Genomic DNA, 19,369 nt, shown 5'->3' with positions numbered 1-19,369 from the left:
TTGCATAGAAGTGACTGGCTATCCCGGCAGAGGCACCGTCAGCCCCACCTTGACACGGTCCATGGCAACGAAGGTGCGGAATTTTCGGACATTCTTGCTGTCGAAGAACAGTCTGCGCGTCAGCGCTTCATAGGCGCCCATGTCGGCCGCGGTGATGACTAGGATGAAGTCGGCCTCGCCGGTGACGTAGTAGCATTGCTGCACTTCGGGCTCTGCCGAGAATTGCCGCTTGGCCGCGTCGATCAGGTCCGAGCGTTCGCTCTCCAGTTCCACTTCGACGAAGATGGTGATGGGATGGCCGACCGCCGCCGGGTCGACCACGGCGACATTGCCCGCAATGACGCCGGACTGTTCCATGCGCTTGATGCGCCGCTGCACCGCCGGCGCCGACAGGTTGACGGCTTCGCCGATCAGCCGCTGCGGCGTCGTGTTGTCCCGCTGCAGGATGGCAAGGATGGCGAGGTCGAAACTGTCGAGCGAAGGCGATCGAGGCAAAGCGCTATCCTGGCGAAACAAACTTGCATTTCGAAGCGCCAATAACAGCGCTATTTGCGCCTCGGCTGCAATATGATTTCGTCACACCCAAAGGAGGCCACCCGTGTTCCTGCTCAACAGCAATGCCTTGCACCGCCGGCCGCTCGATCCGGTCGATGCCGAAACGCTGGGGAATGCCGGTGCCGATACGGTCGAGCGCTTTCTTGCCCATCGCGACAATCACCTCGCAACTCCGTTGCATGCATTGCCGACGCTGGCCGGCGAACTCGGCCTCGGCGCCGTCCACATCAAGGATGAAGGCTTTCGCCTCGGTCTCGGCAGTTTCAAGGCGCTCGGCGGCGCCTATGCCGTTTTTCGACTGGTGCTGGAGGAGGCGAGCCGATCGCTTGGTCGGCCCGTTGACGTGGCCGATCTCAACCGGTTCGACGTCCGGGCGGTCGCTGCCGGCATGACGGTTGCCTGCGCCACCGACGGCAATCATGGCCGCTCGGTCGCGCAAGGTGCACAGTTGGTTGGCGCGAAAGCGGCAATCTTCGTTCACGCCGGCGTCAGCGAGGCGCGCATTGCAGCAATAGCCCGCTATGGCGCCGAGATGATCCGCGTCGACGGCAATTATGACGACTCGGTCAGGCAGGCCGCCGAGGTTTCAGCTGAGCAAGGTTGGACCGTGGTGTCCGACACCTCCTGGCCGGGCTACGAGCGCATCCCCGGTCTGGTCATGCAGGGCTATACGGCGATCGTGCGCGAAGCCTTGCGCCAGTTGCCGCAGCCGCCGACCCATGTCTTCGTGCAGGCCGGTGTCGGCGGCATTGCCGCCGCCCTGGCCGGCCATCTCGCCATCGTGCTCGGTGACGCCAGGCCGACCTTCATCGTCGTCGAGCCGGCCCGCGCCGCGTGCGTTGTCGCAGCCGCCCGGGCGGGCCACTTGGTCAAGGTCGCACACGATCAGCCGACGGTGATGGCGATGCTCGAATGCTACGAGGCCTCGCAAGTTGCCTGGCGCGTTCTGGCGCGGGTTGCCGATGCCTTCATGACAGTGGATGAGGAGGAGGCGGTCGCGGTGATGCGGCGGCTGGCACGGCCGGCTGGCAATGATCCAGTGATCGTCGCCGGCGAAAGCGGCGGCGTCGGTCTGGCCGGGCTGATCCGGGCGGTGGCCGACCACAAGGCCGCGCTCGGGCTCGACGACAAATCCCGCGTGCTGCTGATCAACACCGAAGGCGCCACAGACCCGCATCGCTATCCCGAGCTGGTCGGGCAGAGCCCCGCCGATGTGCTGGCCGGCAAGCTGAAGGCCGAGGCATAGCCATGATCGGGATCGATGCACAGCGTCTGCTTGGCCGCATCCGGGAACTCGGCGCCGTTGGCCGCGACAGTGAGGATAGGCTGATCCGGCTCGCCGCCTCCGACACAGACAGACAGGGCCGTGACCTCTTTGTCGGCTGGCTCAGGCAGGCCGGGCTGGAAGTCGCCATCGACCGGGTCGGTAATATCTTCGGCATCTGGCAAAGCCCCGACAATGCCGGGCAGGCGCCGCTGCTCATCGGTTCGCATATCGACACCGTTATCGATGCCGGCATCTATGATGGCTGCTACGGCGTGCTGGCCGGGCTGGAGGTGATCGAGACGCTGCAGGCTTCGGGCTTTTCGCCGTCGCGCCCGGTCGCGGTCGCCGCTTTCACCAATGAGGAAGGCGTGCGCTACACGCCTGACATGATGGGCTCGCTATGCCATGCCGGTGGCGTCAGCGCCGAGGCCGTGCTGGCCGCCATCGGCACGGATGGCAGCGTGCTCGGCCAGGAGCTCGCCCGCATCGGCTATGCCGGCGACCGCGAACCCGGCTTCCTCAAGCCGCATGCCTATCTCGAACTTCATATCGAGCAAGGGCCGGTGCTGGAGCGTGAAGGCGTGCCGATCGGCGCGGTCGAGAATTTGCAAGGCATTTCCTGGCAGCGCATCACCATCGACGGCGCCGCCAACCATGCCGGCACCACGCCGATGTCGATGCGCAGCGACGCCGGCCACGCCGCCGCCCGCATCATCACCTTCCTGCACGATCGGGCCAGGGCTTCAAATGGGCCAACCGTGGCCACGGTCGGCACGATGCGCTTCGAACCCAACGCCATCAACGTCATTCCCGCGCGCGCCGTCTTCACCATCGACCTGCGCGATCCCGACGAACAGCGCCTGCAGGCGCATGAGGCGGCCCTTGCTGCCTATCTCGAGGAGCTTGAGGTTTCGGAGAACGTATCGATCTCGGTCGAGCGGCTCGCCCGCTTCGAACCGGTGCTGTTCGACATCGGCATCGTCGAACTGATCGAGGCGGCCGCGAAGAACCGCGGTCTCGGCGTCAGGCGCATGACATCGGGCGCCGGCCATGACGCGCAGATGATGGCCCCCCTCGCGCCGGCGGCAATGATCTTCGTGCCGAGCGCCGGTGGCATCAGCCACAATTCGCGCGAACACACTGAAGATGCCGAGCTTGTCGCCGGCGCCAACATCCTGCTTGATGTCGCCAGTGAGCTTGCAAAAGAGGTCGGGGAGAAAAATGGCTGAACTCGATCGTGATGCGCTGAAGCGGGAGATGACGGGCTGGCGGCGCGATTTGCACGCGCACCCCGAGTTCGGTTTCGAGGAAAAGCGCACCGCTGGCTTTGTCGCCGCGAAGCTGCGCGAATTCGGGCTGGACGACGTTGCAGAGGGGGTCGGCGGCACCGGCATCGTCGGCACGTTGAAGCGCGGCAGCGGCAACCGGGCGATTGCGCTCAGGGCCGACATGGATGCGCTGCGGATCACCGAGCAGTCCGCGACAGCCTATGGCTCGCAGAACCCCGGCATCATGCATGCCTGCGGCCATGACGGCCACACCACCATGCTGCTCGGCGCGGCAAAGCTGCTCGCCGCCGAGGGCGGTTTCGACGGCACCGTGCGTTTCGTTTTCCAGCCGGCCGAGGAGTGGGGCAAGGGCGCACTGGCAATGCTCGATGACGGGCTGCTGCAGCGCTTCCCCTTCGACGAGATCTTTGGCCTGCACAACATGCCGGGCCTGCCCATTGGACATTTCGAGACCCGTGCCGGCCCGTTCATGTCGGCGGAGGACAATTTCGAGATCGTGCTCAAGGGGATCGGCGGCCATGCGGCGCGTCCACATTCCGGGAACGAGACGCTGGTCGCCGCCTGCGCGCTGGTAACCAATCTGCAAACCATCGTCTCGCGCCGGCTGAGTCCCGCCGACATTTCGGTGGTTTCGGTGACCGAGCTGATCACCGACGGCACCCGCAACGCATTGCCCGGCCTCGCCCGCATCCTCGGTGACGCCCGCAGTTTTCGTCCCGAGGTCAGCGCCGAGATCGAGCGCCAGATGCGGGTCATCGCGGCGGGCACCGCCGCTGCCTACAATGTCACCGCCGACGTGACCTATAGCAGGGAATTCGTGCCGCTGCAGAACGATGCCGACCTGGTGGACGCGGCCTTTGTCGCCGCAAGGCGCGTGCTGGCCTATGGCGCCGCCAGCATCGCGGCGGAGCCGATGACCGCCTCGGAGGATTTCGCCCGCTTCCTCGATCACGTACCGGGCTGCTTCGTCTTTCTCGGCAATGGCGAGACCTCGCCGCCGCTGCACAATTCCAGCTACGACTTCAACGATGACGGGCTGTTGCACGGCACGGATTTCCATATCGCGATCGTCAGGCAAAGACTGTGCGGCGCGATCGGGAAATGACGCCTGATCGCCTTCGCAACTGGCCCAAGCGGCACTGCTATCGCCAGCCAGCTGCCGGGTTTAGGGAGATTGCCTGTTGCCGGAGATCGCACGCCGATGACCAGGGTTTCGCTTCTGGGAATACCGCATGACGAGAACTCGTCCTATCTCAAGGGCGCGGCCGCAGCGCCGGCCCTGATCCGGCGGGAACTCAAAAGCGACGCGCACAGCTCGTGGAGCGAAACCGGCTTCGATGTGGCGGACAGTTTCGTCGACCACGGCGACATCGACTTTTCAGGCGCCGGCGGTCCATGGGAGCGGATCGAGGCCGAGGTCGGCCGCGCGCTGGATGCCGGCCACCCGTTGATCAGCCTCGGTGGCGATCATGCCATCGCCTGGCCGGTGCTGCGTGCCGTGCGCCGCCGCCATGCCAGGCTAACGATCGTCCAGATCGACGCCCATCCCGACATCTACGATGCCTATCAGGGCAACAGGCGGTCCCACACCTCGTCCTTCGCGCGCATCCTGGAGGAGGGGCTGGCTGGCCGGCTGATCCAGATCGGCCTGCGCACCCTCAATGATGAGCTTCGTGACCAGCTCAAGCGCTTCGGCGTCGAAATGATCGAGGCGCGGCATTTCAGCGAGGATCTGCAGCTCGATCTCAAGACGCCGGTCTATCTCTCGGTCGATCTCGACGGCCTCGACCCGGCTTGTGCGCCCGGCGTGTCGCACCGCGAACCCGGTGGTCTTACAACCCGGCAAGTGATCAACCTGATCCAGCGGATCGACCAGCCCATCGTCGGCGCCGATGTCGTCGAATACAATGCAAGCCAGGATGTCTCCAATCTCACCGCGCTGGTTGCCGCCAAGCTGGTCAAGGAGATCGCCGGCATGATGCTCAAGACGCATGGCGCCGGCTGAATCAATCTGGCAGGGCGGCATGTAGATCATTGTTGTGACTCGCATTTCCAGTGAAAGCCGCCATGCCGCATCTGTTGAAGATAGCCATAGCCGGTGCGCTCGGCCGCATGGGCAGCCAGATGGCGCTGGCCGTCGAGGCCGATCCCAGGCTGACGCTCGTCGCCCGCTTTCACAGGCCGGGCAGCATCGGTGAGGGGCTGGTCGAGCGCGACGAAGCACTGGCGCTTGCGGATGTCGTCATCGATTTCACCACGCCTTCGGCCTCCGTCGATCTTGCACAAGCTTGCGCGGCCCGCGGCGGCCCGGCGCTGGTCATCGGCTCGACCGGCTTCGAGCCGGCCGATCTCGCCGCCATCGCTACTGCTTCGAAGTCCGTCGCCATCGTTCGCTCCGGCAGCTACTCGCTCGGGCTCAGCATGCTGACCGGGCTGGTCGAGCAGGCGGCGCGAGCACTTGGTCCCGCCGCCGACATCGAAATCCTGGAAGCGCATCACCGCATGAAGGTCGACGCACCGTCGGGCACGGCGCTGATGCTGGGCGAGGCGGCCGCTCGCGGACATGGCGTCAGGCTGGACGATGTGGCGAAACGCATCCGCGACGGCCTTACAGGTCCACGCCCTGCCGGCGAGATCGGCTTTGCCGTGCTGCGCGGCGGCAGCATCGTCGGCGAGCACAGCGTGAGCTTGCTGGCCGAGGGCGAGACGCTCACGCTTTCCCATTCGGCGGGCCACCGCTCGATGTTCGCGCGCGGCGCCATTGCGGCAGCACGCTGGGTCGCCGTCCGGCCGCCCCGCGAATACGACATGCGCGACGTACTGGGCTTCACGACCTTTTGAGATGCAAGGGTAACGCAACGAGGGGCGTTGGAGGTCGGAGCCGCCTAGAGAATAGAATATAGCAACAACTACGCCATTTCGCGCCTTCCAACACCGAACCGAACGGTTCGGTTCGCACATTTTTGTGATTGGCAATGGCAGCAACGCACACCCATTTCGGGGTGGTCCGAGCGACGCGAATTCCTCCCAAGGCACGCCACTTGACGGACAGAACTGAAAAATCTGGATTACCTGAAATGACCAAGATCGCACTTACCGCTGCTGCCATCCTCCTTGCCACCGGCACCGCTTTCGCAGGCAGCGACCACTACGGCTCCGACGGCGTCAACCAGCCTGCTGTGACAGCGCCCGCCGGCAACATCGATCACAATTATACCGCCTCGATCCGCAAGCCGGCCAGCCTCGGCGATTTCACGATCAAGGGCGACTCGAACCAGCCGGAATCCGGCCAGGGCATCTGGGGTCGTTGATTTTCTGAGAAATCTACGACCACAAAGAGCGGTGGGCCCGGCCCACCGCTCTTGTTTTTATGCAATCGACTCGGGCCGCAAAGATCTTGAATCAATCCGCCAGCAATTGGTCCTATCTCCTTGTTTGACCGTGGTCTTTTCAAAACACGGTTTGCGGCTGTCACCTGCGGCTAGCCCGTTAAGCAGCTTGGTCTAGCTTAGATCCTTCGGCTTGATGCAATGCGTCAACCGGGCCGCGCCGAAGCCGAGATCCGCCCAGTCGCCGTCGATGACAAAGCGGGCAAGGGCGCCGGTCGGGAGTTTCTCTTCAAGTTTCCTTAGAGCAGCCACACCCGATCGCGGACCGGCGAGCCGGCGGGCAAAGTCCTCCAGGCCGGGATTATGGCCGAGCACCAGGAGACAGCTAGCCGATGCGACTGCCTGCTGCAGCTCGGCCAGAATGTCGCCAGCCGTGGCTTCGAAAAGCGCCTCGGCGAACTCCACCGTTACGCTCGCCGACAGTTCCGCCGAGACCAGCCGCCATGTCTCGCGCGTACGCAGCGCCGGCGACACCAGCGCCAGGTCAGGCAGCCAACTGCGCCGGGCCAGTTCGCGCCCCATCAGCGGCGCCGTCTTCAGCCCGCGCGGCCCGAGCGGCCGGTCGAAATCAGCAAGCGCCGGGTCGTCCCAGCTCGACTTGGCGTGGCGAAGAAGAAGCAGCTGTTTCATCTGTTAGATCTCAGGACCAGGGAATTTCGCGCTGGAAGTCCATGCCGTATCCGCCACCGTATTTAGCGCCCGTAGCGGCATCAAAGGCTGCCGACAAAGTGCCGAAGACGAAAAAGCCGACGCGCCTCTCATCATTGTCCCATTGGACGGCAATATCCGCTTCGGTGATCGCCCAGGCACCCGATCGAATATGAATTGCGCCGATGATCCGCCCAACTACCTCGTCATGCGCTTCGTATAGGTAAAAATAAGCCGTGGCGTTTGCTGGCCCTTCAGTGTCGTCATATTCAAAGACGCCGGCGAGATCGCCTTTTCTCCGGATCGCGCTGTCAAAAATATCCAAGGGCTTTCAGGTCCTGAAGCGCCTACGGCGTGATCCGCGCCAGATGTTCGAGATCGCGCTCTTCGCGCAGCGGGTCGGGGGCCATCACCACCGAAGTTCCGTTTTCGGCATCGTCAGCGAAATGCGCCAGCACAGTGCGGCCGCCTTCCATGCGCGCCTTGCCGTCGGCGACGAGGCCGAGCGCCAGCGCGTAAAGCCGGTGCTCGGCTTTCAGAACGCGGGCGGCCAGTGTGTCTTCATTGTCGCCGACCATCACCGGCACCGCGGCTTGCGCGATGATCGGGCCGTCATCCATCTCAGGCGTAACGAAATGCACCGTGCAGCCATGGATACGCATGCCGGCGCGCAATGCGCGTGCATGGGTATCCAGGCCCTTGAAGGCCGGCAGCAGGGCAGGGTGGATGTTGATCATGCGCCCCTGCCACTTCTCGACCAGGCCGCGGGACAGGATGCGCAGATAGCCGGCCAGCGCCACAATCTCGGCGTTGAATGCAATCAGCGCGGCGTCGATCGCCGCATCATGGGCTTCCTTGCTGGCATGGTCGGCGCGCACGATGACCTTGGTCGGGATACCGCGCGCGGCCGCGATGCCGAGGCCGGCGGCGTTGGCCCGGTCGGAAATGACGCCAACGATCTCGGCGGGATAGGCCGGGTCGCTCGCCGCCGCGATTAGCGCCGTCATGTTCGAGCCGCGTCCCGAGATCAAAACAACCGTGCGTTTCCTGCTCATAGGCCGATCGAGCCCCGATAGATAACGCCGGCGTCGCGGCGCGGCACGATGCGGCCGATCGGCGTCACCGTCTCGCCGGCCTCCTGCAGCACGGCTGCGACCTGTGCGGCCTGGCCGGAGGCGACGACGAGGATCATGCCGATACCGCAGTTGAAGGTGCGCATCATCTCCTCCGGCGCCACGCCGCCAGTCTTCGCCAGCCAGGAAAACACCTGCGGCACATCGATGGCATTGAGATCGAGCTCTGCGGAAAAGTCCTTTGGCAGGACGCGCGGGATGTTTTCGGGGAAACCGCCGCCGGTGATGTGGGCCAGCGCCTTGATGCCGTGCGTGCCACGGATCGCTTTGAGGACCGACTTCACATAGATGCGGGTCGGCTCGAGCAGCGCCTCTGCCAGCGTCGCCTCATCGTTGAACGGCGCCGGATCGCCCCAGGCAAGACCGCTGACGCCAACGATGCGGCGCACCAGCGAAAAGCCATTCGAATGCAGGCCCGAGGAAGCCAGGCCAAGCAGCACGTCGCCTTCGACGATATCGTCGGTCGGCAGCAACTGGCCGCGTTCGGCAGCACCGACGGCGAAACCGGCCAGGTCGTAATCCTTGTCGTGATACATGCCGGGCATTTCGGCCGTCTCGCCGCCGATCAGCGCGCAGCCGGCCTGTCGGCAGCCGATTGCTATGCCGCCGACGATTGCCGCCCCCTGGTCGGGGTCGAGCTTGCCGGTGGCGAAATAGTCGAGGAAGAACAGTGGCTCGGCGCCCTGCACGACGATGTCGTTGACGCACATGGCGACGAGGTCGATGCCGATCGTGTCGTGCTTGCCGGCATCGATGGCGATCTTCAGCTTGGTGCCGACGCCGTCATTGGCGGCAACCAGCACCGGATCCGTGAAACCCGCCGCCTTGAGGTCGAACAGGCCGCCAAAACCGCCGATCTCGCCATCGGCGCCCGGCCGGCGCGTCGCGCGCACCAGCGGCTTGATCTTCTCGACCATGAGGTTGCCGGCATCGATGTCGACGCCCGCCTCGGCATAGGTGAGCCCGTTCTTGCGCTTGGCCCGGTCGCCCTTGCTCATCGTCGGCGCATCCCTGTTTCCCTCGGCGGCTCTTCGCATGAATGGTTTCGGGGGGCAAGGATGACGACAGGATACCGGGCTTTTGCCCAAGATAAATACGTGGACAGTCGCCCCTTCACCGCTGGTCCTTGCAGCCACAATCCATCTCCACCATCGATCTGCAGAACAAGCATGGCGGGACATGCCTTTGACCATTCCCAACCTCATCACCATCCTGCGCTTCGTGCTGGTGCTGGCGATGCTGAACATGCGCTGGGACTGGGCCTTTGCCGGATTTCTCGTTGCCGGAATTTCCGATGGCGTCGACGGCTTCATCGCCCGCCGCTTCAACCAGCATTCGAACTCGGCGCCTATCTCGATCCGATGGCCGACAAGGTGCTTCTGGTCTCGGTGTTCGTGGTCATGGGCTTCATCGGGCAATTGCCGCTGTGGCTGGTGGTGACCATGGTGTCACGCGTGCGCTGATCATCTGCGCCGTGCTTTTGTCCACGGTCATGGCGCATCCGGTCGAGATGAAGCCGCTCTATGTGTCGAAGGCCAACACCGCCGCCCAGATCGTGCTGGCGCCGTGTGCTGGGCGAACTTGCCCTTGGCCTCCGCCTCGACCCGCTCAGGCCTGCGCTCATATTGCTGTCCGGGGTCTTGACCGTGGCTTCGGCCGCGGCCTATCTCGTGGCTTGGCTGAGGCATATGAGCGGCTATGGCGAAGGCTCCACCCCGGGTAGTTGACAAGAATGCCGCGACTGCCGCGTTAGCAGACGCGGCTGCGTCCCTGGCGTTTCGCCGCCAGATTTTCTTCTGGCTGGGCACGGCAATCTTCCTGGCGCTGTTCCTCTACATTTTTTCCAGCATCCTGTTGCCGTTCGTTGCCGGCATGGTGCTGGCCTATTTTCTCGACCCGGTCGCCGACCGGCTGCAACGCCTCGGCCTCTCCCGGCTGATGGCGACGGTGGTCATCCTGATTGCCTTCATCGTCCTTTTGGTGCTGGCCTTCGTCATCCTGGTTCCGGTACTGGCCACGCAGATGGCCGATTTCGCCAGCAAGCTGCCGGAATATCTGACCCGGCTGCAGTCGCTGATCACCAGCTTCGATCCGAAATGGCTGGAGCAGAAATTCGGCGTCAATGCCAATGGCCTGCGCGACGGGCTGAATTCGCTGCTCACTTCCGGTTTCGGCCTGCTGAGCACCGTCTTCACCTCGATCTGGAGTTCCGGCGTTGCTCTGGTGTCGGTGGTCAGCCTGTTCGTGGTCACTCCGGTTGTCGCTTTCTACATGCTGCTCGACTGGGATCGCATGGTGGCGGTCGTCGACAGCTGGGTGCCGCGCGATTATGTCGGGACGGTCAGGGCGATCTCCAGGGACATCAACACCGCGACCGCCGGCTTCGTGCGCGGCCAGGGCACGCTGTGCCTGGTGCTCGGCGGCATGTATGCCACCGGCCTGACGCTGACCGGGCTGAATTTCGCCATCCTCATCGGCCTCTTCGCCGGGCTGATCTCGTTCATCCCTTATGTCGGCTCGCTGACCGGACTGGTCCTGGCCGTCGGCGTCGCCTTCGTCCAGTTCTGGCCGGACTGGACCATGATCGTTGCTGTCGCCGTGGTGTTCTTCATCGGCCAGTTCATCGAAGGCAACATCCTGCAGCCCAGATTGGTCGGAAAAAGCGTCGGCCTGCACCCGGTCTGGCTGATGTTTGCGCTGTTCGCTTTCGGCGCCCTGTTCGGCTTCGTCGGCCTTTTGATCGCCGTTCCTGCTTCGGCGGCGGTTGCCGTGCTGGTGCGGTTTGCCATTGCCCGCTATCTCGAATCGCCTCTCTACAAGGGACACTCCACCGAGCCCGTCCCGCCGCTGCCCGCCGCTCGCGGCGGGGGCCACCGGTCGCCGCGCGGCTGAACGTGACGGATCATAAGACCGAACCGCCGCGCCAGCTGCCGCTCGACCTTGGCCACGGCACCGGCTACTCGCGCGACGAACTGGTGGTGTCGGCCACCAACCGCGAGGCGGCAGCCCTTGTCGACCGCTGGCCGGACTGGCCGTCGCCGGTAATCGTGCTCGCCGGCCCGGCCGGTTCCGGCAAGACACATCTGGGTTCGATCTGGCAAGCGCGGGCCAACGCTGTGGCGGTCGATACCCAGCGCATCGGCAATGCCATCACCGGGCTTGGCGGCAGGCCGGCGCTGATCGACGATGTCGACAAGACAGCCATCGACGAGGCGGGCCTGTTCCATCTCATCAATGAAGTGCGCGGCGCCGGGGCCACCTTGCTGTTGACGGCGCGGCGCTTCCCCGCCGCCTGGAGGGTGACGTTGCCCGATCTCGCCTCGCGGCTGAAGGCGGCGGCAACGGTCGAGATCCATGAGCCGGACGATTTGCTTCTGGCTGGTGTCATCACCAAACTCTTCGCCGACCGCCAGGTCGAGGTCGAGCCGCATGTCGTGCAATATCTGGTGCGCCGCATCGAGCGCTCACTGGCCACCGCCATGCGCGTGGTCGAACGCCTCGACCGCACCGCGCTCGAGCGCAAGACGCCGATCACCAGGGCGCTCGCCGCCGAAACCGTCAGCGCAATGGACGAAGGGCAGGGCGAGTTCGAGGTTTAGATCCTGCTGCAATTCCCTGGACGGCGATTGTCGATCCCGCCCGTGCGACGTTTTCAAAACATGCATGGTGACATCACCTGAAATAATATGATACTTTCAATCAATGACATCGGAGCGATATCAATGCCTGCAGTGACCGTCCGAAATCTTCCGGAAGCGACCCACCGAGCTCTGCGTGTACGGGCGGCCTTGCACGGTCGCAGCACCGAGGCCGAGATACGCGACATTCTGGAAAACGCGGTGCGGCCGGACGGCCGTGTGAAACTCGGCTCCGTTCTGGCAGACATTGCCCGACGCGCCGGGCTGACCAATGAAGACGTGGAGGTCCTGGAGCAGGCTCGCGACAAGGCGCCGGCCGAACCGCTGGGGTTCGAATGATCCTCCTCGATACCAATGTCGTTTCGGAGGCCATGAAGCCCGAACCGCATCAAGCTGTGTTGGCCTGGCTTGATGACCAGGCCGAGGAAACGCTTTACCTCTCCAGTGTGACGCTCGCCGAAGTGCTGTTCGGCATCGAGGCCATGCCGGCGGGTCGGCGCAAGGCTGCGCTCGCTGAAACCTTCGCCGGTGCGTGCGCCGTGTTTGAGCGCCGCATCCTGCCTTTCGATACCGAGGCGGCCCGGCACTATGCCCGACTTGCAGTGAAGGCGAGGGCAGCCGGCAAGGGGTTTCCTGTGCCCGACGGCTACATCGCGGCAATCGCCTCCGCAAACGGCTTTCATGTCGCCTCGCGTGACACGGCGCCATTCCATGCGGCCGGCGTGCCTGTCATCGATCCTTGGCAGCCGTAACCAGGTACGGCAGCCCGACCAGAGCGCGAGCTGCGAACATGCGTTTCCGCAGGATTTCCTCTACAGCGACGACAGCGTGTTCGAATGAATACACTCGATCTCTCCGTGCCCACCGCCGCATGAGGGCCGCTGTCCCATTTCGGGAAACATTATCTGGCATCCGTCTTGCACCTGGGAACTTGCCGGCTGACCCCGGTCCTGGTCGCGTTCCTGATCGGGTTGTAGGCTCGCCGGGAGTGATGATTGGGGTTCTCGCCCGGCGAGCTTACCTTCGTAGAGCAGTCACCGGAGTGTCCGGAAGGGTGCCCTATAGCCACAACGCCGCCAGATACCGGACCAGCAGATAGACCACCGTATGCGCTGCCACGTAGCACGCGGCGACGACGACAAAGAACAGCACGCTGGCGGGCCACGAGCGGGGACGGCCTTGCCTCTTGCTCGGCCGGTTGTTCCAGATCCACAGGGCTGCACAGATAATGGCCCAGACGACGACGAACGGAACCGTGATGCCGATGTAAGCGAAGTAGGCAGGGCCAATCAGCGAAAGCCATGCCTCGAGACCAAGCATCCAGAATCTCCCCTTTGCCCGGAGTCTAATGCATGTCGCTCAAAAGTGGTCCCGGTTTTGAGAGAACGACATGCATCAAAACAAAAATCAAAGCGCGTCGCCTGGATACGTTTCAGCGCGACGCGCTTTTAGACCGGCGATAGAGGTGGAAGCGAGGGGATTATCCCTGCGTCGATTTTCAGCAAAACCCGCCGAAGGGATGCTGTTCGATGACACGGGCGCCTGATGCATGTCGCTCAAGTGGACCCGGTTTTGAGAGAACCGCATGCATCAAACAAGACCTCAAGCGCGTCGCGTGAGTCCGTTCAAATGAGACGCGCTTTAGGTCAGATTGGTGCTCCGGCCGCCAACTCGGCCGTAGCAGGTCCGAAGCGATCGGATCAGCCGCAGACCCTGACCTCTTCGACGACCCTGTGGTGATGGCGCCAGTGCCTGACCAGTTCGATATGGCAGCGGTGATGGCGGTGGTGGCGCCGCCATTGGCCATCCTGGTTGTCGCTGTAGTCGTCGCCATAATCGTCGCTATAGTCTTTGTGGCGCTGGTGATGGCGACGAATCTGTATATCGCCATCGTCGGACGAATATTGATCGCCGTCGTCGGACTGGATAATCAGACTGGCGGCTTGCGCCGGTGCGATCAAAGCCGCCGTTCCGGCGAACGCGATCATCGAGGCGATGAGAAGGGTTTTCATTGTTGGCTCCTTGGGTTGAACATACACAACTCTCGGAGCGAACTGGTGTTCCAATGTAGGGTCCGATCGGCGAGCGGCTGCTGCTTGGGCAATGCGTGCCGCCATGCGCTACCGGCGAGGCAGTCATTGGCGACCTTGGGCAAGGACTGGCTTTGTGGGAAAAAATGGTCGGAGTGGAGAGATTCGAACTCCCGACCCTCTGGTCCCAAACCAGACTGACAAAGTGACCTAACGAATTGTTTTTAAAAGGATTTCCTCCGTTTCGGCGCTGCGTTTAGCGGCAATAGCTCCCGAGTTTAGCTGTCTTCAACGACACACTCCAGGGCACAGAGACAGAGAAGCTCCAAAATGGCGGACAACCTAGAGTGGCATACCCAGGTCATCGGAGACCTGGAGAATTCAGACCTTTCGTACGCCGAACTGGCTAAAAAATACGGTAGGTCGCGAGACACGATCATCAAGCTGGCGCGGCTCCATAAGGTGCTGCGGCGGATACCCATCGCCAAGGGTGCCCGCAAGGCAGTGGACATGACCGCGATCTCTCCCCAGCACAAGGCGCTCGGAACGAGGCTGAGCATCTTTCGCGGGACACGAAACTACAGCGATGCAGCCGCCATCATTGGCGTCAGCAGGCATGTGCTGAAGTACATGGAGCTAGGCTGCTACGACTTTACGCTCAGCCAGCTCAATCGGATATCTGAACTGCTCGGGAGCACTCTCGTCGAAATGACGACTAGCTTCAGGATGAGCACACCAAGGGGAGCACCACCGGTGAAGCATGACTGACAAATACAGAGAATATTTTCGGATCATCTCGACCTACCACCAATCCGCCCCGGAGAAGCGCCCCGCCATGTTGGCGGGGTTTGTGTTTTCAAACTCGATCTCACATCCGGACCCATTCACGCGGGGCAAGATCGCCCACTTCTACGCAACGGAGTCCCTACGCCATGGAGCAAAATCTCAAAGTCCAGGCTAACATCGTCGCCGAGCTGCTTCAGATCGAGAGGAAGCTCGCCCCACTCGAAGCCCGCAAGGAGGAGCTGAAGGAAGCCATCCGTGGCTTCGGTGCCGACACCTACCCGTTCCCAGGCATTGGTGAGGTCACCGTGTCCGAGCCGTCGGTGTCGGTCAAGAAAAGCACGGTGCTCACCGTCGACCAGAGCGTCCTGCCGAAGCTGACCAAGGAGACTTTCCAGGAGGTCTTTGAGAAGGGCTTCGTCGCCTACGAAGACGTGATGACCCGCGCCGCGAAGTCCCGCGTCGAAGTCAAGCTGGCGGCATGATCCAGGTCGCCCACTACGGCCTGCACTGGATCGAGGGCGACATCGCCCTCCTCATCCAGCAGGATCGCGTGGATCACATCCTGGGTGTGCAGATGGACTTCGACGTGAAGGTCATTCCGCCACGCCGGCATGCCTTCACCTGTCCCCACGACATCAGCCTGGGGTCCACCGCTGATGGCGACTTGCCAGACGATCCCCTCGTGAACGCCTTCCTCCCGACCCCCAAAGAGCTGGGCGAGAAGGCGATGTTCGTCGAGGACACGGTCGAGAACAAGAAGCTGGTCCACCAGCTGCTGCGCCTGTCGACCCCGACGGCGTCGGCCGCGCTGGCGCCGCTCTGGATGTACCGGTCGGAAGTCTTCTCGACCCTGCTGAACCTCACGAACCTCCAACCGCTGGTCGTCTTCGGCTATCGGAACGAGCTGCAAATGGCCCTGTCCAAGCTTCTGGAGGCCGCAATGTTTTCTCCCCGACGCCTGATCTTCATGGGTCCGCAGTGGACCGTGCTTCGACAGGAGGCCGAGCGGATCAAGACATCGGCCCAGATCGAGGACGTGGCCCACCTCCCACTCGAACAGATCGGCGCTGCAAGGCTCCGGCAAAGGATGATGAAACGATGACCCCTAATATAGACGACGTTCTGAAGAAGGTCCTGGCCTACGGCGAAGCCAGGGCGCTGGCCGCAGACCTGTACCTGGGCGACGGCGTGTCCAAGAATGTGCGTCAGGTCCAGGACGCTCTCTCTGCCGTCCGCGAGGCCCTCTCGCCGACGCCGCCTCCACCAGACCCACGGCAGGTACAGATGGCCGTAGCGATGGGCAGAGTCAGCTCTTACGCGGATGCCAGGCTTGCCGCCAGAAACGGTAGCAGGGAAACCCAGATGGCTGATGAGAAGCGTGTGACCAATGCCAGACGAGGGGTCGAGCAATACCTCACCGTCCTGATCCAGGACTCGGTCGATTTGCAGGGGATCAGGAACTTCGCCAAGGCTCAGAACGACAGTATGTCGGCTGCGGAAGAGGTTCCGAGCGCTGAGGACTGGGAGAAACTTTATCATGAGGTGATCGGATGACCTCTTACCTCAACCCAGTTCAACGAGCCGCAGCCAGGCAGTGCGCCGAGGCGTTTGGTATCACCAAACAAGAAGCAACAATGACCCCGAAACAGAAATACGACGAGCGCCGCCGGCTCCGCATCGAGAACGATTTGCGAGCTGAGCAGAAGCGGGAGTTCGATTTCGACCGCGACGACGAGATGCAGCGTCAGTTCATGCGTGTCCTCAGCGCCGTAGAACGTATCGCCGAGGTGATGGAACTATGGGCGGACAAGCAATGAGTCAGATCCATCTGGTGAACAAGTGAGCAAAATGATCACGCCAACGAAGCTTGGTGTCCTCGAACAGGGTAGGGTGGCGGGCCTCGATCATCTTGGCGAACATGCAGAGCATCCGCGCCGAGGTCATCGCCACGCCTACCTTGCCGTCTGCTAGTTCGATGCGCAGCATGACCGAAGGCCGCATCACACCACCGACACCGCTGGTCCCGTTGTCCACGCAGACGATCTCGGAGACGTGTACCTCCAACCTCTGACCATCGTCGATGTCCGGGAAGATCAATTCGTCCTTGTAAGGGTGAAAGCGGATGTTCAACGAGTTTAGACCTCTCGGGGGCTCTTCGGCCTCTTGATATACATGCCGGGGTTGAACTTGCCCTGGCCATCCGTCAGCGCCTCTTTCAGGCGAGGCGGGCAATAGCCGAGATCAAATAGCTTCTGCAACGTCGGTGCCAGGTTCGAGATGATCTCGCGAGCCTCATCGAAATTCTTTGCCAGTTCTGCCTCTCGCTCTTCAGCGAGGGCCTTGTCCCGCTGCTTCTGAAGCTCGGCGATCTTGGCATCGATCTCACTCAGTTTCATCTGGAAAGGCTCCCTCATGTTGGACGCCCTCGATACACCGACTCTGCGCGACGATCAAGTCGCGGACCTGTCCTTCTACATGAGGGACAAGCGCGTCATGAACTTGTCCGACCCCGGCGCCGGCAAGACCCCATCGGTCGTCGTGTTCCAATGGTATCTCTGGAGCCAGCTCCAGGTCGGCAGTTGCTGGGCTATGCCCAAACGTCTCCTGAAGAAGAACAAGCGAGAAATCCACCGCTTCACGGGTTTCAAGGATGAGGATGTCGTCATCGTCGATGGCACTCCGAAACAGATAGCAGCCCAACTAGCATCTGGTGCCAAGGTCTTCCTGATGGGCTTCCGCCGGTTCACGATCTCGTGGAAGCTGATGCCCTCATTCGTCAAGGCCCTCCAGGTCGACGAGTTCCACATGGGCTTCAAGAACGCCAACTCGGCTGCGACCTTGGCTCTGTTCGACGCCATGAACTTCCACTTCGAATACTTCCTGCCGATGACCGGGTCGATCATCGACGGCAAGCTCAGCTCAGCCTATCCCGCGATCCACATCGTCGAGCCGAGATACTACCCCTCGGCCGAGGCCTTCGAATACCAGCATGCCGTCAAGGACTACGACGGAAAGATCATCGGCTGGCAGGGACACGCCAAGCTGTCGGCGATCTTCGGCCGGCATGCGATCCGGCGAACGTTCGCCTCGATCTTCGGGGACCAGGAGCCGGTCATCATCCCTGAAGTGGTCGCGATGAACCCTCAACAGCGGCTGATGTACGACACGTTCCACGACGAAGCGGTGCTCGAACTGGAGAAGTTCTATCTCGACGGCACTCAGCCAGGTGTCGCGTTCCTTCGAGCCCGACAGCTCATGGAACATCCGAACGAGTTCCCCGACCTGACCAACCCCGGCAAGTTCATCGACATCATGCCGGGTGAAATGCCGGGCAAGGAGGACTTGTTTCAGATCCACATCGAGGACCACGTCAATACCGGCAAGCCGATGGTCGTGTTCTCTTCCATGGTGCCCCAGCAGCGGCGTCTGGCTGGAATGCTGGAAAGAGCCGGCCGGCGGTACGCAATCATCAATGGCCAGACCTCCATGAAGGAGGGAGATGAAGCCGATCTGGCGTTCCAGAATGGTGAGATCGACGACATTGTTTGCTCACCACTGTGCGCCGCCGTCGGCTTCAACTGGCAGTTCTGCGGCAAACAGGAGCTGGACCACATGATCTTCACCGCTATGGACTTCCGCGACACCGCCTTCCGGCAAGGTGTTCGTCGAGGCATCCGGGGCAAGAGAACCACACCTCTCCGGGTCTCGATCCTCGAATATGAGGACAGTGTCGACCAGCATGTGCTGGGCATTGTCTATCGCAAGAGCGTCGATGCTCACAAGGTCGATCCCACCAATCCCATCCTGCAACTATCCGGTTATCAGAAGGACTACTCAATGAAGGACTACTAATAGACTAACGCTCAGAAGCTCTCGCAACTACCAACGGCGACACCAAATAAGTGTCGTCGTTATTTTTATGTCAACTGCACAAAGGACTATCAAATGTCGAATATCGAAGCAGCTATTGCCGCCGCCAAGAACGCAGCCGCTAACGCCCCGGCCGAAGCGAATGCCAACATGGGTGGTGGTGGACAGGTTCAGAACTACCAGCAGCCGAGTGTCCCGGCACAGCGCGGCCCCGCCCTGGGCGTCGACGACATGCTGGGCGGCTCCATCAACGTGGATGCCTGGCTCAAGGTGAACGAATACGGCCTCCAGATCGGCGCCGACACTACCCTGTTCGAAACCGTTGACGCCATCCTCGACCTCAGCGAAATCTCGTACTGCTACTCGGTGCGCTACGGCAATCCGGCGACGTACGAGAAGACTTACGACCGACTCACCAACGCTCGCGGCGGTGGCTCGTGGTTCGACACCTTGGCGAAAGCCCAGCGTATCGATCCGAAGGCCGGCGAGTTCCGCTCGGCAGACATCCCCTTCACTGTGGTCGGTGACTACAAGAACAAGAAGGGCGACGTGCTGATCGAGGACGGCAAGACGCTGGGCCATTCGATCTCCATGACCGGTTGGAAGGGCTTCCAGAAGTTCATCCGCGACATCGCCGGCAAGGGCATCGACATCCGGGGCGCCAAGATCGCCCTGAAGATCGGCTACAACGTCGAGAAGAACGCCAAGGGAACTTGGGGCACTCTCGTCTTCACGGACGTGGCCGTGGTCGTCTAACGACCCCT

The 19,369-nt window shown here is 62.4% G+C and carries 26 protein-coding genes and 1 pseudogene; 18 read left to right on the top strand and 9 right to left on the bottom strand.

The genetic code is table 11. The features are described from left to right. Positions 1–18: 18 nt before the first annotated feature. Positions 19–495, bottom strand: a complete 477-nt coding sequence (locus tag NKJ88_RS06400; protein ID WP_023689068.1) for an Lrp/AsnC family transcriptional regulator — start codon at positions 493–495, stop codon at positions 19–21. Positions 496–598: 103 nt separating this feature from the next. Here NKJ88_RS06400 and NKJ88_RS06395 point away from each other — a divergent pair, with 103 nt between their 5' ends. From NKJ88_RS06395 to NKJ88_RS06370, 6 genes are all read left to right on the top strand, one after another. After that, the gene (locus NKJ88_RS06395) at positions 599–1,801 is read left to right on the top strand and encodes a diaminopropionate ammonia-lyase (RefSeq protein WP_352443804.1); all 1,203 of its coding nucleotides are present in this window, start codon (positions 599–601) and stop codon (positions 1,799–1,801) included. Positions 1,802–1,803: 2 nt separating this feature from the next. Then, positions 1,804–3,051, top strand: coding sequence for a Zn-dependent hydrolase (locus tag NKJ88_RS06390; protein WP_352443803.1), 1,248 nt, complete (start codon positions 1,804–1,806; stop codon positions 3,049–3,051). Then, entirely contained in the window at positions 3,044–4,216 is a 1,173-nt protein-coding gene (locus NKJ88_RS06385) for an amidohydrolase (protein WP_352443802.1), read from the top strand. The genes NKJ88_RS06390 and NKJ88_RS06385 overlap by 8 nt, the downstream gene beginning before the upstream one ends. A gap of 96 nt (positions 4,217–4,312) precedes the next feature. Beyond that, positions 4,313–5,116 (top strand): agmatinase, encoded by an 804-nt coding sequence (gene speB / locus NKJ88_RS06380; RefSeq protein WP_023727319.1) that lies wholly within the window; start codon positions 4,313–4,315, stop codon positions 5,114–5,116. A gap of 62 nt (positions 5,117–5,178) precedes the next feature. Beyond that, on the top strand, positions 5,179–5,952 hold the full coding sequence (dapB, locus tag NKJ88_RS06375) for a 4-hydroxy-tetrahydrodipicolinate reductase (protein WP_023727318.1): 774 nt from the start codon (positions 5,179–5,181) through the stop codon (positions 5,950–5,952). Positions 5,953–6,188: 236 nt separating this feature from the next. Continuing rightward, positions 6,189–6,422, top strand: a complete 234-nt coding sequence (locus NKJ88_RS06370; RefSeq protein WP_023727317.1) for a DUF680 domain-containing protein — start codon at positions 6,189–6,191, stop codon at positions 6,420–6,422. A 192-nt stretch (positions 6,423–6,614) separates the two neighbouring features. Here NKJ88_RS06370 and NKJ88_RS06365 read toward each other — a convergent pair whose 3' ends face one another. The 4 genes from NKJ88_RS06365 to purM are packed head-to-tail and all read right to left on the bottom strand — an operon-like array spanning position 6,615 to position 9,279. Next, complete coding sequence (locus NKJ88_RS06365) at positions 6,615–7,130, bottom strand: SixA phosphatase family protein (protein WP_352443801.1); 516 nt, start codon at positions 7,128–7,130, stop codon at positions 6,615–6,617. Between the two features lie 10 nt (positions 7,131–7,140). Then, the gene (locus NKJ88_RS06360) at positions 7,141–7,473 is read right to left on the bottom strand and encodes a hypothetical protein (protein ID WP_352443800.1); all 333 of its coding nucleotides are present in this window, start codon (positions 7,471–7,473) and stop codon (positions 7,141–7,143) included. Positions 7,474–7,495: 22 nt separating this feature from the next. Next, positions 7,496–8,203, bottom strand: a complete 708-nt coding sequence (gene purN, locus NKJ88_RS06355) for a phosphoribosylglycinamide formyltransferase (RefSeq protein ID WP_023684759.1) — start codon at positions 8,201–8,203, stop codon at positions 7,496–7,498. After that, entirely contained in the window at positions 8,200–9,279 is a 1,080-nt protein-coding gene (gene purM / locus NKJ88_RS06350; protein ID WP_023689059.1) for a phosphoribosylformylglycinamidine cyclo-ligase, read from the bottom strand. The genes purN and purM overlap by 4 nt, the downstream gene beginning before the upstream one ends. A 187-nt stretch (positions 9,280–9,466) precedes the next feature. Between purM and NKJ88_RS06345 the strand changes: the two are divergent. The 5 genes and pseudogenes from NKJ88_RS06345 (at position 9,467) to NKJ88_RS06325 (ending at position 12,671) form a co-directional block, all read left to right on the top strand. Continuing rightward, a pseudogene (locus NKJ88_RS06345) lies at positions 9,467–10,008 on the top strand (CDP-alcohol phosphatidyltransferase family protein). Continuing rightward, on the top strand, positions 9,980–11,173 hold the full coding sequence (locus NKJ88_RS06340) for an AI-2E family transporter (protein WP_023711891.1): 1,194 nt from the start codon (positions 9,980–9,982) through the stop codon (positions 11,171–11,173). The pseudogene NKJ88_RS06345 and the gene NKJ88_RS06340 overlap by 29 nt, the downstream one beginning before the upstream one ends. A gap of 2 nt (positions 11,174–11,175) precedes the next feature. Further along, positions 11,176–11,880 (top strand): DnaA regulatory inactivator HdaA, encoded by a 705-nt coding sequence (gene hdaA, locus NKJ88_RS06335; RefSeq protein WP_023670288.1) that lies wholly within the window; start codon positions 11,176–11,178, stop codon positions 11,878–11,880. A gap of 123 nt (positions 11,881–12,003) precedes the next feature. After that, entirely contained in the window at positions 12,004–12,258 is a 255-nt protein-coding gene (locus NKJ88_RS06330) for a FitA-like ribbon-helix-helix domain-containing protein (protein WP_023670289.1), read from the top strand. Next, positions 12,255–12,671 (top strand): type II toxin-antitoxin system VapC family toxin, encoded by a 417-nt coding sequence (locus NKJ88_RS06325; protein WP_023824107.1) that lies wholly within the window; start codon positions 12,255–12,257, stop codon positions 12,669–12,671. Before NKJ88_RS06330 ends, NKJ88_RS06325 begins: the two co-directional genes overlap by 4 nt. Positions 12,672–12,978: 307 nt before the next feature. Here the strand turns inward: NKJ88_RS06325 and NKJ88_RS06320 are convergent, their stop codons facing one another. Together NKJ88_RS06320 and NKJ88_RS06315 are read right to left on the bottom strand one after the other, a co-directional pair. Beyond that, positions 12,979–13,239, bottom strand: coding sequence for a hypothetical protein (locus NKJ88_RS06320; protein WP_023684764.1), 261 nt, complete (start codon positions 13,237–13,239; stop codon positions 12,979–12,981). Between the two features lie 380 nt (positions 13,240–13,619). Then, positions 13,620–13,931 carry a hypothetical protein gene (locus NKJ88_RS06315; RefSeq protein ID WP_023824106.1) on the bottom strand — a complete coding sequence of 104 codons (312 nt, stop codon included), beginning with the start codon at positions 13,929–13,931 and terminating at the stop codon, positions 13,620–13,622. A 348-nt stretch (positions 13,932–14,279) separates the two neighbouring features. Here NKJ88_RS06315 and NKJ88_RS06310 point away from each other — a divergent pair, with 348 nt between their 5' ends. The 5 genes from NKJ88_RS06310 (at position 14,280) to NKJ88_RS06290 (ending at position 16,552) form a co-directional block, all read left to right on the top strand. Continuing rightward, on the top strand, positions 14,280–14,717 hold the full coding sequence (locus NKJ88_RS06310) for a hypothetical protein (RefSeq protein ID WP_352443799.1): 438 nt from the start codon (positions 14,280–14,282) through the stop codon (positions 14,715–14,717). 164 nt (positions 14,718–14,881) lie between these two features. After that, on the top strand, positions 14,882–15,217 hold the full coding sequence (locus tag NKJ88_RS06305; RefSeq protein WP_352443798.1) for a hypothetical protein: 336 nt from the start codon (positions 14,882–14,884) through the stop codon (positions 15,215–15,217). Further along, on the top strand, positions 15,214–15,837 hold the full coding sequence (locus NKJ88_RS06300) for a hypothetical protein (protein WP_352443797.1): 624 nt from the start codon (positions 15,214–15,216) through the stop codon (positions 15,835–15,837). The genes NKJ88_RS06305 and NKJ88_RS06300 overlap by 4 nt, the downstream gene beginning before the upstream one ends. Next, positions 15,834–16,289, top strand: a complete 456-nt coding sequence (locus tag NKJ88_RS06295; protein ID WP_352443796.1) for a hypothetical protein — start codon at positions 15,834–15,836, stop codon at positions 16,287–16,289. Before NKJ88_RS06300 ends, NKJ88_RS06295 begins: the two co-directional genes overlap by 4 nt. Further along, positions 16,286–16,552 (top strand): hypothetical protein, encoded by a 267-nt coding sequence (locus NKJ88_RS06290; RefSeq protein ID WP_352443795.1) that lies wholly within the window; start codon positions 16,286–16,288, stop codon positions 16,550–16,552. The genes NKJ88_RS06295 and NKJ88_RS06290 overlap by 4 nt, the downstream gene beginning before the upstream one ends. A 1-nt stretch (position 16,553) precedes the next feature. On the opposite strand, the gene NKJ88_RS06285 is transcribed toward NKJ88_RS06290, so the two are convergent. Further along, positions 16,554–16,865: a hypothetical protein gene (locus NKJ88_RS06285; protein WP_352443794.1), complete on the bottom strand. Its 312-nt coding sequence runs from the start codon at positions 16,863–16,865 to the stop codon at positions 16,554–16,556. Positions 16,866–16,870: 5 nt separating this feature from the next. Beyond that, on the bottom strand, positions 16,871–17,131 hold the full coding sequence (locus tag NKJ88_RS06280; RefSeq protein ID WP_352443793.1) for a hypothetical protein: 261 nt from the start codon (positions 17,129–17,131) through the stop codon (positions 16,871–16,873). A 16-nt stretch (positions 17,132–17,147) separates the two neighbouring features. Between NKJ88_RS06280 and NKJ88_RS06275 the strand changes: the two genes are divergently transcribed. Next, positions 17,148–18,587 carry a DEAD/DEAH box helicase gene (locus NKJ88_RS06275; protein WP_352443792.1) on the top strand — a complete coding sequence of 480 codons (1,440 nt, stop codon included), beginning with the start codon at positions 17,148–17,150 and terminating at the stop codon, positions 18,585–18,587. 93 nt (positions 18,588–18,680) lie between these two features. Continuing rightward, entirely contained in the window at positions 18,681–19,361 is a 681-nt protein-coding gene (locus NKJ88_RS06270; RefSeq protein WP_352443791.1) for a hypothetical protein, read from the top strand. Positions 19,362–19,369 lie beyond the last annotated feature (8 nt).

This window comes from Mesorhizobium sp. M0016, assembly GCF_040324035.1.
Lineage (GTDB): Bacteria > Pseudomonadota > Alphaproteobacteria > Rhizobiales > Rhizobiaceae > Mesorhizobium.
Note: the sequence above shows the minus strand (reverse complement) of the source record. Positions and strands in the feature narration are given on the sequence as shown.

Bases quoted from the DNA above. Each gene is read 5' to 3' on its own strand.
- NKJ88_RS06295 (WP_352443796.1), top strand. From the start codon at position 15,834: ATGACCCCTAATATAGACGACGTTCTGAAGAAGGTCCTGGCCTACGGC.
- NKJ88_RS06370 (WP_023727317.1), top strand. From the start codon at position 6,189: ATGACCAAGATCGCACTTACCGCTGCTGCCATCCTCCTTGCCACCGGC.
- NKJ88_RS06315 (WP_023824106.1), bottom strand. From the start codon at position 13,931: ATGAAAACCCTTCTCATCGCCTCGATGATCGCGTTCGCCGGAACGGCG.
- NKJ88_RS06320 (WP_023684764.1), bottom strand. From the start codon at position 13,239: ATGCTTGGTCTCGAGGCATGGCTTTCGCTGATTGGCCCTGCCTACTTC.
- purM (WP_023689059.1), bottom strand. From the start codon at position 9,279: ATGAGCAAGGGCGACCGGGCCAAGCGCAAGAACGGGCTCACCTATGCC.
- NKJ88_RS06365 (WP_352443801.1), bottom strand. From the start codon at position 7,130: ATGAAACAGCTGCTTCTTCTTCGCCACGCCAAGTCGAGCTGGGACGAC.
- NKJ88_RS06390 (WP_352443803.1), top strand. From the start codon at position 1,804: ATGATCGGGATCGATGCACAGCGTCTGCTTGGCCGCATCCGGGAACTC.
- NKJ88_RS06305 (WP_352443798.1), top strand. From the start codon at position 14,882: ATGGAGCAAAATCTCAAAGTCCAGGCTAACATCGTCGCCGAGCTGCTT.
- NKJ88_RS06340 (WP_023711891.1), top strand. From the start codon at position 9,980: ATGGCGAAGGCTCCACCCCGGGTAGTTGACAAGAATGCCGCGACTGCC.
- NKJ88_RS06290 (WP_352443795.1), top strand. From the start codon at position 16,286: ATGACCTCTTACCTCAACCCAGTTCAACGAGCCGCAGCCAGGCAGTGC.
- dapB (WP_023727318.1), top strand. From the start codon at position 5,179: ATGCCGCATCTGTTGAAGATAGCCATAGCCGGTGCGCTCGGCCGCATG.
- NKJ88_RS06270 (WP_352443791.1), top strand. From the start codon at position 18,681: ATGTCGAATATCGAAGCAGCTATTGCCGCCGCCAAGAACGCAGCCGCT.
- NKJ88_RS06385 (WP_352443802.1), top strand. From the start codon at position 3,044: ATGGCTGAACTCGATCGTGATGCGCTGAAGCGGGAGATGACGGGCTGG.
- NKJ88_RS06330 (WP_023670289.1), top strand. From the start codon at position 12,004: ATGCCTGCAGTGACCGTCCGAAATCTTCCGGAAGCGACCCACCGAGCT.
- NKJ88_RS06310 (WP_352443799.1), top strand. From the start codon at position 14,280: ATGGCGGACAACCTAGAGTGGCATACCCAGGTCATCGGAGACCTGGAG.
- purN (WP_023684759.1), bottom strand. From the start codon at position 8,203: ATGAGCAGGAAACGCACGGTTGTTTTGATCTCGGGACGCGGCTCGAAC.
- NKJ88_RS06325 (WP_023824107.1), top strand. From the start codon at position 12,255: ATGATCCTCCTCGATACCAATGTCGTTTCGGAGGCCATGAAGCCCGAA.
- NKJ88_RS06275 (WP_352443792.1), top strand. From the start codon at position 17,148: ATGTTGGACGCCCTCGATACACCGACTCTGCGCGACGATCAAGTCGCG.
- NKJ88_RS06300 (WP_352443797.1), top strand. From the start codon at position 15,214: ATGATCCAGGTCGCCCACTACGGCCTGCACTGGATCGAGGGCGACATC.
- speB (WP_023727319.1), top strand. From the start codon at position 4,313: ATGACCAGGGTTTCGCTTCTGGGAATACCGCATGACGAGAACTCGTCC.
- NKJ88_RS06280 (WP_352443793.1), bottom strand. From the start codon at position 17,131: ATGAAACTGAGTGAGATCGATGCCAAGATCGCCGAGCTTCAGAAGCAG.